The 13,518-nt window shown below is 47.7% G+C and carries 12 protein-coding genes and 1 other annotated feature; of the genes, 7 read left to right on the top strand and 5 right to left on the bottom strand.

Going from position 1 to position 13,518, the window contains the following annotated elements:
* The first annotated feature begins 134 nt into the window (after positions 1–134).
* From thrC to ACN6MW_RS08410, 4 genes are all read left to right on the top strand, one after another.
* The gene (thrC, locus tag ACN6MW_RS08425) at positions 135–1,532 is read left to right on the top strand and encodes a threonine synthase (RefSeq protein ID WP_419875067.1); all 1,398 of its coding nucleotides are present in this window, start codon (positions 135–137) and stop codon (positions 1,530–1,532) included.
* Between the two features lie 583 nt (positions 1,533–2,115).
* Complete coding sequence (locus ACN6MW_RS08420; protein WP_419875066.1) at positions 2,116–2,427, top strand: ArsR/SmtB family transcription factor; 312 nt, start codon at positions 2,116–2,118, stop codon at positions 2,425–2,427.
* Position 2,428: 1 nt separating this feature from the next.
* On the top strand, positions 2,429–2,911 hold the full coding sequence (locus ACN6MW_RS08415; protein WP_419876303.1) for an SRPBCC family protein: 483 nt from the start codon (positions 2,429–2,431) through the stop codon (positions 2,909–2,911).
* A gap of 168 nt (positions 2,912–3,079) precedes the next feature.
* Positions 3,080–3,333 (top strand) — a binding site (T-box leader).
* A 91-nt stretch (positions 3,334–3,424) separates the two neighbouring features.
* On the top strand, positions 3,425–5,104 hold the full coding sequence (locus ACN6MW_RS08410; RefSeq protein ID WP_419875065.1) for a glutamine--tRNA ligase/YqeY domain fusion protein: 1,680 nt from the start codon (positions 3,425–3,427) through the stop codon (positions 5,102–5,104).
* Positions 5,105–5,299: 195 nt separating this feature from the next.
* Here ACN6MW_RS08410 and ACN6MW_RS08405 read toward each other — a convergent pair whose 3' ends face one another.
* Positions 5,300–5,830: an acyltransferase gene (locus ACN6MW_RS08405; protein WP_419875064.1), complete on the bottom strand. Its 531-nt coding sequence runs from the start codon at positions 5,828–5,830 to the stop codon at positions 5,300–5,302.
* A gap of 311 nt (positions 5,831–6,141) precedes the next feature.
* Here ACN6MW_RS08405 and ACN6MW_RS08400 point away from each other — a divergent pair, with 311 nt between their 5' ends.
* From ACN6MW_RS08400 to tyrS, 3 genes are all read left to right on the top strand, one after another.
* A complete protein-coding gene (locus ACN6MW_RS08400; RefSeq protein WP_419875063.1) occupies positions 6,142–6,780 on the top strand; it encodes an alpha/beta fold hydrolase in 639 nt (212 codons plus the stop codon).
* 6 nt (positions 6,781–6,786) lie between these two features.
* Entirely contained in the window at positions 6,787–7,854 is a 1,068-nt protein-coding gene (locus tag ACN6MW_RS08395) for a hypothetical protein (protein WP_419875062.1), read from the top strand.
* Positions 7,855–7,925: 71 nt separating this feature from the next.
* Positions 7,926–9,215 (top strand): tyrosine--tRNA ligase, encoded by a 1,290-nt coding sequence (gene tyrS, locus ACN6MW_RS08390; RefSeq protein ID WP_419875061.1) that lies wholly within the window; start codon positions 7,926–7,928, stop codon positions 9,213–9,215.
* Between the two features lie 124 nt (positions 9,216–9,339).
* Here the strand turns inward: tyrS and ACN6MW_RS08385 are convergent, their stop codons facing one another.
* The 4 genes from ACN6MW_RS08385 to ACN6MW_RS08370 all read right to left on the bottom strand — a co-directional run bounded on the left by ACN6MW_RS08385 (position 9,340) and on the right by ACN6MW_RS08370 (position 13,512).
* Positions 9,340–10,542 carry an MFS transporter gene (locus tag ACN6MW_RS08385; protein ID WP_419875060.1) on the bottom strand — a complete coding sequence of 401 codons (1,203 nt, stop codon included), beginning with the start codon at positions 10,540–10,542 and terminating at the stop codon, positions 9,340–9,342.
* Positions 10,543–10,613: 71 nt separating this feature from the next.
* Positions 10,614–10,895: an ArsR/SmtB family transcription factor gene (locus ACN6MW_RS08380; RefSeq protein ID WP_419875059.1), complete on the bottom strand. Its 282-nt coding sequence runs from the start codon at positions 10,893–10,895 to the stop codon at positions 10,614–10,616.
* Positions 10,896–11,046: 151 nt separating this feature from the next.
* Entirely contained in the window at positions 11,047–12,027 is a 981-nt protein-coding gene (locus ACN6MW_RS08375; RefSeq protein ID WP_419875058.1) for a phosphotransferase, read from the bottom strand.
* A 402-nt stretch (positions 12,028–12,429) separates the two neighbouring features.
* Positions 12,430–13,512, bottom strand: a complete 1,083-nt coding sequence (locus tag ACN6MW_RS08370) for a branched-chain amino acid aminotransferase (RefSeq protein WP_419875057.1) — start codon at positions 13,510–13,512, stop codon at positions 12,430–12,432.
* Between the last annotated feature and the right edge of the window lie 6 nt (positions 13,513–13,518).

Raw genomic sequence — 13,518 nt, 5'->3', positions numbered from 1 at the left:
GGATGCCTTTCGTTTATTTTATGGGAATAAAAATGATATACTTGTGAAAAGAATCGATTATTATGGAAAACGATGATATGATTTAAATAACGAAATAGGGCGATAATTGCGCGCATGTAGGAGGCTATTTACAAATGGAGTACATCAGTACAAGAGGAAATGTCGGCAAGATAGGTTTTATCGATGCGTTTATGATGGGCTTGGGCAACGATGGAGGCCTGCTTGTTCCGAATGAAATTCCGGTTATTTCGGCAGCAACCTTAAAGGAGTGGCAGGAGCTTAGCTATCAAGAGCTTGTGCTTGCCATTTTCTCGTATTATACGAACGGAGAAATTCCAGAGCAGGATCTTAAAGATATGGTGTACGCGAGCTATTCGACCTTCCGTGATCCGGAAGTAACGCCGGTGCGCAAATTGAAGGATGATCTGTATTTGCTGGAGCTTTTCCACGGCCCAACCTTTGCGTTTAAAGACATTGCCCTGCAATTCATGGGTCAATTGTATACGTACGTGGCAGCCAAGCAAAACAAAAAAATCCATATTCTCGGAGCAACCTCCGGCGATACGGGCGCTTCGGCAATCGAGGGCGTTAAAGGCAAGAACGGCATTAAAATTTGCATCCTGCATCCGCATGGCAAAGTAAGTAAAGTGCAGGAGCTTCAAATGACGACGGTTCAGGAAGATAACGTGCTGAATCTATCGGTAGACGGCAACTTTGACGATTGCCAGCGCATGATCAAGGATCTGTTCGCTGATCTCGACTTCAAAGCGAGCAACCATTTGGCTGCGATTAATTCCATCAATTTCGTGCGGATTTTGGCACAGACCGTATATTATTTCTACGCTTACTTCCAGGTCGCGAAGCAAACGGATGCGAAGCAAGTAAACTTCAGCGTGCCAACCGGCAACTTCGGCGATATTTTTGCGGGCTACTTGGCGAAGCGTATGGGCCTTCCTGTCGGCAAGCTGATTCTGGCTACAAACGAGAACAATATTTTGGAGCGCTTTATCTTGGAGGGTGTGTACAAGCCGGGCGATTTCCGCAGCACGTACAGCCCGTCGATGGACATTCAAGTGGCAAGCAACTTTGAGCGTTACTTGTATTACGTGCTTGGCGAGGATGCCGCGCAAATCCGCACGCTGATGGACCAGTTCAAGGCGGAGGGACAAATCGTCATCTCCGGCGAAGCGCTGAACAAGGTGCAGGCGGAATTCGGCGCGCATGGCGTGCAAGGCCAAGAGTGCTTGAGCACCATTAAAAAATACGAAGCGGAAAACGGCTATCTGCTCGATCCGCATTCGGCTTGCGGCGTGGCTGCGGCTGACAAATACAGCTCTGACAAGGAAATCACGGTATCGCTCGCAACGGCGCATCCGGCAAAGTTCAATGAAGCAATCGAGCTTTGCGGTATCGAGCAGCAATTCCCTGAACAAATCGCGTCGTTATTTAACAAAGAGCAGCGCCAGACTCGCGTAGACGGATCGCTTGCTGCGGTAGTCAACGAGCTAGAAGCGTTTTATAACGCTAAATAAATAGGAAATAGCCGTAAAAGCGGCAGCCAAGGGAGCAATCCTGAGGCTGTGGCTTTTTTGTTTGCAAAGGAGCCTAAACGAAAAAGGTGGTAATAAGCGCAAATGTGTTCTTACAGCGTCCAAAGGAACGTTTGCTGGTGGCTGTAAGAACCTATAGGTTCTTAAGTTGCCGTAAAGCGTGCTATTTATGCGCAAAAGGTGGTCGTAAGCGCAAATGTGTTCTTACAGCGTCTAAAGTAACGTTTACTGGTGGCTGTAAGAACCTATAGGTTCTTAAGTTGCCGTAAAGCGTGCTATTTATGCGCAAAAGGTGGTCGTAAGCGCAAATGTGTTCTTACAGCGTCCAAAGTAACGTTTACTGGTGGCTGTAAGAACCTATAGGTTCTTAAGTTGCCGTAAAGCATGCTATCCATGCGAAAAAGGTGGCTGTAAGAGCAAATGTGATCTTATAGCGATAAAAACAACGTTTTCTAAAATGGTTGTTATCTATATTTCTATATTTCATAGATAAACATGAACGAATCCGTTGCATCATACCTCTATATAACTTTGCAGTAATATAACCAAATGGTAATATAGCCGCATGAAAAACAACAAACTATTTGAAGTGCTGGCTGAACCTCATCGGAGAACAATTCTGGATTACTTGCGTGAGCAGGAGCGCTCCGTTGGGGAGCTTGTAACGATATCGTCGCTGAGCCAGCCCGGCGTTTCGAAGCATTTGCGCATATTGCGCGAAGCAGGACTCGTTACCGTGCGAAAAGAAGCGCAGAAGCATTTGTACCGTCTTAATGCGAAGCCGTTAGAGGAAATACAGGATTGGCTGACGCCCTATCGGACATTTTGGTCGAACAAGCTGGATGATTTGGAGTGGGTACTCGATGATGAGGGATAATATGCTGGCGGTTATACAAACGGTTGAAAATGGTTATGAGGTTCGTTTTGAACGTCATTTGAAGCATTCTGTCGAGAAGGTATGGGCATGGCTTACGGATAACGATAAGCTTGCAAAATGGTTTTCTGAGCTTAGCGTCGACGACCTGCGTGAAGGCGGAGTCATTAAGTTCGATATGCAGAACGGAACATTCGAGGAGCTTCAGATTTTGGAGCTTAAGCTGCATGAAGTGCTTGAATATACATGGGGCGAGGACCGTGTTCGCTTTGAATTATATCCCGGGCCGGGCGGCTGCCGCTTGGTATTGACGGAGAAGCTTACGAAAGTTACGGATCACACGCCAAGGGATATCGCAGGTTGGGACGTTTGCTTGGATGTCATCGAGGCGCTTCTGGATGGCAGGATGATCGAATCCCGTAAAGACATATGGCAGGTCAAATACGAACAGTATGTACAAGCTTTCAACAAGATCACGAAGGATTAAAATCCTAAATCTATAAAGCTGACGTTAGCCGCATTTTCCAAAAAAAGCTTCACTGTCGTCACCGACTGCGAATAGGAGGCATAAAATGCAAGCAGTTTCCTTCGCTGCACTTTGGATGAATAACCATTTGCAGTATGCGAAAGGATTTGTTAACCTATATGCAATATAAAAAAGGCGATGACGAGAAGAGTAAATAAGCGGATTCCTTCACAGAGAACCCCGGCAGCTGAAAAGGGGCAAGGAAAAACTTATCGAAACAAGTCTCTGAGCATCACATCGGAACCTGGACAAGGGGATGCTGTGACAGGAGCTCCTGTTATAGAGCTAGAGTATAAGCATCCATAGGTGCCGTACTTGAAGAGGTTAATATGGCGACATATTAATGAATCTGGGGTGGTACCGCGAAAAATTTCGTCCCCAAGACGCGAAGTCTTGGGGGTGGGATTTTTTTTATTTTCGCAGGTAAACAACAGCTTTAAAGACGAATATTAACCTAACTATGGAGGTTTAACTATGAGTCATGATATGGAACCAACGGCTGACCATTTTTTGGACAAAATCATAAAAGAGGATATTCAAGCGGGAGTCTTCTCTCGTGAAATCTGTACTCGTTTTCCGCCGGAGCCGAACGGATACCTTCACATTGGCAGCGCCTATGCGATTCACACCAACTATACCATCGCGCAAAAGTATAAGGGGAGCTTCCATCTGCGTTTTGACGACACGAATCCTTTAAAGGAGGATATCGAATATGTGAATGCCATTATTGAAGATATCGAATGGTTAGGCTATAGCCCGGGACGCCATATTTATTATGGCTCGGACTATTCGGATGCCATATATAACGCTGCCGTTACGTTAATTAAGAAAGGGAAAGCTTATGTTTGCGATTTATCGCCGGAAGAGGTGACGGAGTACCGGGGGACGCTTACGGAGCCAGGCAAGGACAGCCCGTACCGTAACCGTACCATGGAAGAAAACCTGCAGTTGTTTGCAAACATGAAGAACGGTGAGTATGGGACGTCCTCCAAGGTGCTTCGGGCGAAAATTAATATGAGCGCTCCGAATATGAACCTGCGGGATCCCGTCATCTATCGCATTATCCATTCGGAGCATTACCGGACGGGAAATCAATGGTGCATTTATCCGATGTATGATTTTGCCCACCCGATTCAAGATGCCATCGAGGGCATCACGTACTCGTTATGCTCCATTGAGTTTAAAGACCATCGTCCTTTGTACGAATGGGTATTGCATGAGCTGGCGTTTGCGGAGCCGCCAAGGCAAAGGGAGTTCGGAAGGCTGAATATAACCGGCGCAGTAACGAGCAAACGATATTTAAGGCAGCTGGTGGAGGAAGGGCTTGTAGATGGCTGGGACGATCCGAGACTGCCGACGATCCGCGGGCTTAGAAGAAGAGGCTTTACGCCGGAGAGCATTCGAAGCTTTATTAGCGAGATTGGGATGATTAGAGCCCAGAATTCGGTTGACATTGCCATGCTGGAGCATGCGGCGAGACAGGATTTGAAAGCGAAGGTCAAGGGTGCCATGGCCGTGCTGCATCCGCTAAAGGTGGTCATTACCAATTATCCGGAAGGCCAAACGGAGCTGCTTAGGATAGATAACAACAGCGAGAATGAGAAGCTGGGCAAACGGGAAGTCCCTTTTTCCGGAACCCTTTACATTGAACGGGATGATTTTATGGAGCAGCCCTCCAAAGGCTTCCATCGCTTAACGCCAGGCACGGAGGTTCGGCTTATCGGCGCTTATTTCATCAAATGCGAGGAAGTCATTAGGGATAACGATTCAGGCAACGTCGTTGAGCTGCGCTGCACGTATGACCCGGAAACGAAAAGCGGAACGGGATTTACCGGACGCAAGGTGAAAGGGACCATTCATTGGGTGTCCGCAGCGCATGCAATGCAAGCAGAGGTGCACTTGTACGACCGTCTGCTGCTTGATCCTGTATCACCTGCGGATGAAGGATTTACCTGGGAAAGCGCCTATAACCCTGCATCGTTCATCGCCTTAACAGACTGCATGATCGAACCGGGCATGAAAAATCAAAAGCCGGAGGATAAATGCCAATTTTTGCGTCATGGTTATTTTTGCGTTGACCGGAAGCATACGACGGAGAAGAAGATGGTATTTAACCGTATAGTACCGCTGAAGGATACGTGGAGAAAAAATTAACGGCATGCATACTGGATTGCTCTAATCGCGGCTGATAAGCAAACAAGCTAACTTAAAAAGAACGGACCCGCCGTCGATAATCGACCAAGCAGGGCCGTTCTTTTTATTGGATTACAGCTCCAAGCCTGTTCCTTGTTCGAAATGAAAGGTACCATCGCCCTGGAAGTTTGCAAGTTAAGGCAGGCTTTCTTATTTTTAACTTCTGACCCAGCCATCTTCGATTTCCAGTTCGCGAATGACTTTTGCAGGGCTTCCGCCGGCCAGCACATTGTTAGGAACATTTTTATTCACGGTACTCTTGGCCGCGATAACGGAATTATCTCCAATGGTGACGCCTGGAAGAATAGTGCAATCCGCTCCGATCCAAACGTTATTCCCAATGGTTATTCTTTTGCTGAGCTCACCTTTATCGCTTGAATCCATACGGTGGTAATTACTATCGAAAATACTCGTTCTTGGGCCAATCTTAACGTTATCTCCAATAACGATTTCTTTGTTAGCCGCAATTCCCACGCCTGCATTCACGTATACGTTGTCCCCGAATGTTAAGTTCGCACCCTTGGTGCTGGTGATTTGGACTGCCCATGGATGACCTACAATGGATAGGTTTTTACCTACCTGGATGGCTCCGAGTTTATTGACGAACACTTTTCCGCGCAGCCTTGGAGCGGGCTTCCCGAATTTATAGAGCCCTTTCAGTTTGTACAGTACCGTGCTAAACGCCATATAATAGCCTCCGATTTCTAATAGTACGCTTTTCGAATATTATATCAGAAAATAAAGAGGTTTTTCGAATAAAGTTATTCAAAATGAATAATATTTAACTAAAAAATGATATTAAAATGGTAAATGTAACCTGCTTTTAGTAAGGGCGTATCAATAAGGTGGTTGCAATCAAAAAAGTGAGGTGCAGTACATTGCCGATAGAGAAAGCTAAAATGGAAACTTCAAAAGGGAAGCTGCAATATAATAGGAGCGGAAACGGTAAACCGAATATCGTTTTGATTAACGGCGGTTCGGGTCCAATCGAAGGCTGGATGAAAATATTGCCGGAAATTTCGGAATCGTCATCTGTATTTTCTTATAATCGTTTTGGTGTTGCAGGCAGTGATCGGCCGAAAGAACCCCAAGATGGAATAACGATTGTCGAAACCTTACGGGAGGCATTGACCAAAGCGGGATTCGAACCTCCTTTCTTGCTGGTTGGCCATTCCTTAGGGGGATTATATGCAAATTTATATGCCCGGCTTTACCCAAACGAGGCAGCAGGCATTGTCTTTTTAGAATCAAGCCATCCGAAAGATATAAACCTTGATCAATATCAAGGCAAGGTGGTAAAAACGATCAACAAGCTGTTCACCCTATTTGATTCCTTGTCTTCCCATAAACAATACAACGAAGTTAATTTTGTAAAAAGAACGGTGGACCAAATTCATCAAACAGGCCGTTTTCCGGAAATCCCTTTATACGTGGTTACAGGCGGAAAAGAAAATCGTATGATGCCAGAGGAAGTTCGTAAAATACGATTGGAAAATCAATTGGATTTGCTTTCGTTATCAAGATTCAGCAAACATATTATCGCAGAAAAAAGCGGGCATTTTCCTCAATTGTCAGAGCCGAGAGTCGTCATTGATACGATAAAAGCTGCCGTGGAACAAATAAAAGAAGCAAAATAAGGAGGCTTGGTTATTACGCTCATGATTAGGCGAGTCCTTACAGCAGCGGTTCTGATAATTCTGCTCCTGCCGACAGCGGCTAATGCTAACGGAGGCCCATTGTATGAACCGGCAAAAGGCCATGGCCTCCTGCAGCTGGATGAAAATTCTGAAATCAGCTTGGTTCGCGAGAAGATTGTTTTTAGCATCGATAATAGCAATGACCGTCATCAAAGCCATGCGGAAATTAACGTTCAGTATGAGCTTTACAATAACTCCGATACGGATAAGGAAGTTGATGTTTTATTTCTGACGCCCTACACTGATGTAATAACCGTATCGGATGGGGACAAGCAGATCGAGACGAGTCCGGCTCCCGAAGGCAAGCCTGTGAATTGGCATGCAACGTTCAAAAACACAGTGACGGATCCGTTAAGCGGCAAAGCGCTTCGAATCGGAAGTCACGGATCAGACCGTAATCAAACCATTGGGACGCGAATCCCGCTCAGCTTTGGGCCGCATGAGAAGAAAAACATGGTCGTGCGGTACGAAGAGGACGGCGGAATATATGAGAAAGGCGTTATCAATCCCATCTATTCACATCTTTATTATCTTACGCCTGCCGAGTTTTGGGAGGGTGAGCCGAAGGTGGAGCTGGAAATACAGCTTCACGCGCCGGGCGGAAAGCTGTATTCGAATCTTCCGATGGAGCAGGTCGGCCCGAAAGTATTTAAAGCAGCTTTTAACCATCTACCGGGCGAGGATTGGTATTTTTCATATCTTTATCCGAATAGGCTGCTGTTTCCAACGAATATCGAGAAGGATCATAATCTTCTCATTTTAGGGACAGCCGCAGCGCTGACTGTTATTGCGGCAGGTTTTGCGCTTTTATTTAAAAAAAGCATGGCATTTACGGTCAGTATGCTTGGGATTTTGGGCTTTACGGTGTATTATATTTCGAGGATGGGTGGTTATCCGTTTAATGCCATCTTTGTGGCATTTACCGATATTGCGGTAGGAGCGGCGCTGATTTTATGCGATACGCTTATTCGAAGAAGGATCCGCAAACGCAGAGACAGGAATAAAACCATTTAGCCGCCGGCATATCTCTTTTAAAATAGAGCGATTCGACGTAAACTGTAGGAAACCATAGAGGAGAGAGTTAGATGACAAACGAAGCATTATTGATCAATCATGATGATTTATTGGCAGATTTGGAATACCGCGGGTTAGTGCAGCAATTTACCAACCGCGAGGAATTACATAAGAAGCTTTCAAGCGAGCGTGTCGTGCTTTACTGCGGTTTCGACCCGACCGCGGACAGCCTCCATATCGGAAGCCTGCTTCCGATTTTGTGCTTGCGCCGTTTTCAGCAGGCAGGCCATATTCCGCTTGCGCTCGTTGGAGGAGGAACAGGCTTAATCGGTGATCCGAGCGGCCGCTCGTCGGAGAGATCGCTGAATACGGCAGATACGGTAGCGCAGTGGACTGAAAGCTTGAAGCGCCAGCTGTCGCGCTTTCTTGATTTTGAAATCGCGGAGAATCCGGCGAAGCTTGTAAGCAACTATGACTGGATCGAGCCGCTTGACGTGATCACGTTTTTACGCGATGTGGGCAAAAATTTCACGGTTAATTATATGCTCGCGAAGGATTCCGTTGATTCAAGGCTTTCGTCCGGCATTTCCTTTACCGAGTTCAGTTATATGATTTTGCAAGCATATGATTTCCATAAGCTTCATCAGGAGCATGGCTGTTCCCTGCAAATCGGCGGCAGCGACCAATGGGGCAACATTACGGCGGGTCTGGATTTAATCGGCAAAATGGGCGGCGGCGACGCTTACGGCATGACGATGCCGCTTGTTACGAAAAGCGACGGAAAAAAATTCGGTAAATCCGAATCGGGCGCGATCTGGCTTGACCGTTCGAAGACGTCGGCGTACCAATTTTATCAATTCTGGATCAATACGGAAGATAACGATACGATCAAGTTTTTAAAATATTTTACCTTCCTCTCCCGTACGGAGATCGAGGCTTTGGAGAGCGAGCTTCAAGCGCATCCGGAAAAACGCGTGGCGCAGCGCGAGCTGGCGCGCGAGATTACCCGTCTTGTCCATGGGCAGGAAGCGCTGGACAGCGCGGAGAAAATTACGCAGGCTTTCTTCTCGGGCGATGTAAACCAGCTGAGCGAAGCGGAGCTTATCGAAGCCCTGCAGGACATGCCTACAACGGTTATCTCGAATAGGGACGAGATTGCGCTTATGGATCTTCTGATCGAATCCGGAGCTGCGCCGTCCCGCCGCCAAGCCAAGCAGGATATTACGAGCGGCTCGATTTCGATTAATGGAACAAAGCAAACGGATGCTGAGGCAATCGTGAGCGCGGAGCTAAGGCTGCATAGCAAATTTGTCGTGCTGCGCCGCGGGAAGAAAAACTATTTCTTGATTCGCTTCGAATAGAAGCTGGTCATGAACGGAAAGCAGGCCCCCATGGATGGGAGCCTGCTTTTTTTGCTTATATTTCACCGCGAAACGAGCTTTTGCCGCTAATGACGGCGTCAGCGTATTTTAATTATTGCGCAGCTTAAGCACTCGTCTTGGCAAGGGTGCTCTCCACGGCCTTGCGGCGGGAGCGGGAGTGTGAGACTCCGAAAAACGTGGCAGCTGTCGCGGCGGCAAGGATAACTCCGGTAGCCCCGATCCAGCTTATGGAATGGAGGGAGGTTTGCTCAACGATAACGCCGCCAAGACCTGCGCCGACTGCCATGCCGAGCTGGAGGATCGAGCTGTTCAAGCTAAGCATAATACCGGATGCTTCCGGGGCAAGCGACATGAGATGGTACTGCTGCGTCGGACCGGATGACCAGGCCGTGAACGCCCATAGCATTAGCAGCGGGAAGACGATTAACGGAGATTGCCCGGCAACCGAAAGTAATATGAGGGCAATCGTATGGAACAGCATGCCGCTGACCAACGTACGCGGAGCCCCCCATTTGTCAGTGCTGAAGCCTCCGAATTTGGATCCGATGAGACTCGCGATGCCGAAAGCGAATAGTCCAATGCTGACGCCTTGCTCGCTGAGCTTAGTGACCGTAAGCAGAAACGGAGAAATATACGTATAAACGATTGAGTAACCGCCGATCCATAAGAAAGTGACCGTTAAGGCGATTGCGATTTTTGGCTGTTTCAATAATGCGAGCTGACTGCGAAGAGGGACGGGCGCCTCGCCATCTTGTTGAGGAATGGAGGTCACGATGAGGAGCATCGCCAAGAGCCCTAATAAACCGATAACCCCGAAGATGAGCTTCCAATCGTACACCGAAGCCGCTAATCTGCCAAGAGGAACCCCGATGATTAACGCTGTGCTGAAGCCCATAACGAGCGTAGCGATCGCGCTGCCTTGTTTACCCGGAGGAGCAAGCTTCGCTGCGACGGTTAAAGCGGTAACGACGAATACCCCGGTACTGAACGCAAGAATGACTCTGGATACGATTAAAAATTCAAATCCTGGCAATACTACGGCAATTAAGTTGCCGACCGCGAATATTCCTAATGAGTAGAGAAGCAGCGAGCGGCGCTCCATGCGTGCGCTGACAGCCATAAGAATAGGCGTGCCAAACGCGTAAGCCAGCGAGAAAACGGTGATTAATTGACCGGCTGCCGATACGGAAACGCCGATATCCGCCGCAACTTTATCCAAGATGCCTGCAATAATAAATTCAGAAGTACCAACCAGAAAACTGATTATGGCAAGCATATAAATCTTCCTCTTCCATGCGTTAGACATAAAATAGTGCTCCTCTCTCCGCTCTATTAATTTTATATTTCTAAATATATAGAAATAGTAAACAAAAAAAATTACTCCAACAAGTACGGCGCGTATTTTTGCGCCATTTTGCGGTTCACGCTGTAGTAGATATACGTTCCGTCCTTGCGGAGATCCAGCAATCCGCTTTCTGTCAGCTGCTTCAAGTGATGAGACAGCGTAGAGCCTGCTACGGATTCAAGCTTTGATCCTATATCAGAGCAGCACAAATTTTTCTCCTCGGTAAGCAGGAGTGCTATTTTGAGCCTTGTAGGTTCGCCCAGCGCTTTATATACTTTGACAGCTTCCCGTACGTCCGCATGCTCTTCAGTCATTGTGGCTTCACCTTTTCCTGCAGTTGTTATTTCTATATACGTAGAAATAAGATAGCATACCTTTTTTGGTAAGTAAACAGGGAAATTGTGAATAAAGGGCTGCAGGAGCAAGAAGCTCAGAGACGTACAGTCTGCTCCTGCTCCATCGATGCTATAGCTTATGTGCATCAACCCAATGGGTTAAAAACTTTAGCTTGCCGTCAAAATAACCATCATCCTGCCAAGCTCCCCAAACCGCGCTTCTTCCGGTATGAAGGCCAATCAGCCATAGCTGCCTGACGGCAACGAATAACGGAATCAAAGCAAGATCCGGCTCACTCAAGGGACGCTCCTTTAAGTAAGCATGGAGGAACGCATCCCAGCACTCGTCCTCAAAGCTACTGCTGTCTTGCTTGCCGTGCATCCGATCCCATAAAAAGACAGACAGGTCATATGAGCGCCAGCCCATGCCGCAGCAGTCGAAATCAAAGTGGGTCAGGGAGCCGTCATCGGCATGGTAGACATTCCAGCCATGCAGGTCGCCGTGGCAAATACCCCAGTCGTACGAACCGCTTGAAACTGTATCGAGCTGTTTTTTCAGTCTTTCCGCGATTTCGATGACTTGCTTGCCGTCTGCGGGACGATGCTTTAGAAAAGGGAGAAGCTGTTGCAGCGGTTCATCAAGGAGATGGCGGGTGTCCAGCTCAAAGCGGCTATGCTTAGGCGTATAGTGATCCATGGCATGATGCAGCCGCGCAACGGCATGCCCGTAAGATTTGCTTGTTTCCGCGTCGACCTTTCCCGCGCCTTCGGCGAACGTGAACAACGCGGCATAGCGGATACCCTCAGGCGCGTCCAGCTCGGTCAGCAGTTCTCCGTCCTTCCTGGGAATGGCATGCGAGACGGGCATATCCCAGCTGGATAAATAAGCGAGCAGCTCCAGCTCGAACCGGATATCGGCTTCCGTTCTCCACTTATGCTTATAGATGCGCAAAATGTATTTTCCGCGATCCGTCTCGGCCTCGTACGTATCATTTAAGCCGTTCGAGAGGAATCGGCTTCCTTGCGGCGTCCCGATATCATACAGTTCGGCCATGGCTTCGAAAAGCTCATCCTTATGAAAAACCGTATGGACGGCAGTAACGTTCAGCATACCTGTATCATCCTTCTGATCGTTTTTAGGGTTATCTAGCTTAATCCTATCCGAATCGTAAGCAGAATGAGATAGAAAAATTGGCTATAGCTGTTTTTTACCTTATTGCCTGCCTTGAGATAGGTTGGAAAAAAGGGGAAAACACCTAATTGGAGGAATACCTTATCGATCCCTTAATCCCTATACGAACAAAGGAGCGGAAGAACAAATGGCTGAAAAATTCAATTCCCTAACCGTGTTAATGGTATCTGATTAGGCAAAGCGAAGCGTAGAGCACAGCCATGCGAAAAAAAGGGAATGCCCGGGCAGCTCGGCTGCTTTAGGGCATTCCCTTTTATGAATTTTGAATTATTCAAACGAAAAACACGAGCTTTTACCGCCAACGGTTAGTTTTGCCGCGAGCTATACGTTAACGGGAGTGGCTTCGACCATCCAGCCAAGCGGATCTTCCAGCTTGCCCATTTGAATGCCGGTCAACGTATCATAAAGCTTCTTGGACAGCTCGCCGGTCTGTCCTTGATTAATGACGAGCACGTCATCCTGCCAGTTCAGCTCGCCGATCGGGGAAATAACGGCAGCGGTTCCCGTGCCGAAAGCTTCTTCCAGCTCGCCACTGCGGCCAGCCTCGTACAGCTCTTCAATCGTAATCGGACGTTCTACAACGTCGATGTTCCAATGCCGAAGCAGCTGAATGATGGAGTTGCGGGTTACGCCGTCCAAAATACTGCCATTTAACGCAGGCGTATGAACGACGCCGTTGATTTTGAAAAAGACGTTCATGCTGCCGACTTCCTCGATATATTTGCGGTGTACGCCATCGAGCCATAGGACTTGGGAATAGCCTTTTTCCTTAGCGATTTCCTGCGCCTTCAGGCCAGCCGCATAATTGCCGGCTGTTTTCGCTTCGCCTACGCCGCCTTTAACGGAACGGACGTATTCCGATTCGACGAAGATTTTAACCGGATTAACGCCTTCCGTATAATAAGCGCCTACCGGCGACATGATGATGATAAATTGGTAATGGGTGGATGGCGCTACGCCAAGCTGCGGCTGGGTGGCGATAATGAAGGGACGAATGTACAGCGACGTGCTTGGCGCCGTTGGAATCCATTCCTTATCGACCGCAATCAGCTGCTTCAAGGCTTCGATAACGGTATCGATATCAAGATCTGGAACGCTGAGACGCTCATTGGAGCGGTTCATTCTTTGTATGTTTTTTTGAGGTCTGAACAGCAATATGCGGCCGTCATCGGCTTTATACGCTTTCAAGCCTTCAAATATCGTTTGCCCATAATGGAAAACCTTTGCTGCCGGGTCTAATACGATCGGTTGGTAAGGTTGGATGCGCGGCTTATGCCAGCCTTTGTCCGTCGAATAATCCATAATAAACATATGATCCGTAAAATGATTACCGAACCCAAGCTGGTCTGCTGCTGGCTGTTGTTTCTTGTTTTTGGTTAACTCGATTTCCAATGATTGAAGCAATTGGCC

Source organism: Pristimantibacillus sp. PTI5, assembly GCF_048572955.1.
In the GTDB taxonomy this organism is placed as follows: Bacteria; Bacillota; Bacilli; order Paenibacillales; family Paenibacillaceae; genus Pristimantibacillus.
This window is presented reverse-complemented; position numbering and strand designations above follow the sequence as displayed.

Excerpts from the sequence above, each read along its gene's own strand:
- thrC (WP_419875067.1), top strand. The coding sequence starts at position 135 with ATGGAGTACATCAGTACAAGAGGAAATGTCGGCAAGATAGGTTTTATC.
- ACN6MW_RS08420 (WP_419875066.1), top strand. The coding sequence starts at position 2,116 with ATGAAAAACAACAAACTATTTGAAGTGCTGGCTGAACCTCATCGGAGA.
- ACN6MW_RS08415 (WP_419876303.1), top strand. The coding sequence starts at position 2,429 with ATGCTGGCGGTTATACAAACGGTTGAAAATGGTTATGAGGTTCGTTTT.
- ACN6MW_RS08410 (WP_419875065.1), top strand. The coding sequence starts at position 3,425 with ATGAGTCATGATATGGAACCAACGGCTGACCATTTTTTGGACAAAATC.
- ACN6MW_RS08405 (WP_419875064.1), bottom strand. The coding sequence starts at position 5,830 with ATGGCGTTTAGCACGGTACTGTACAAACTGAAAGGGCTCTATAAATTC.
- ACN6MW_RS08400 (WP_419875063.1), top strand. The coding sequence starts at position 6,142 with ATGAAAATATTGCCGGAAATTTCGGAATCGTCATCTGTATTTTCTTAT.
- tyrS (WP_419875061.1), top strand. The coding sequence starts at position 7,926 with ATGACAAACGAAGCATTATTGATCAATCATGATGATTTATTGGCAGAT.
- ACN6MW_RS08385 (WP_419875060.1), bottom strand. The coding sequence starts at position 10,542 with ATGTCTAACGCATGGAAGAGGAAGATTTATATGCTTGCCATAATCAGT.
- ACN6MW_RS08380 (WP_419875059.1), bottom strand. The coding sequence starts at position 10,895 with ATGACTGAAGAGCATGCGGACGTACGGGAAGCTGTCAAAGTATATAAA.
- ACN6MW_RS08375 (WP_419875058.1), bottom strand. The coding sequence starts at position 12,027 with ATGCTGAACGTTACTGCCGTCCATACGGTTTTTCATAAGGATGAGCTT.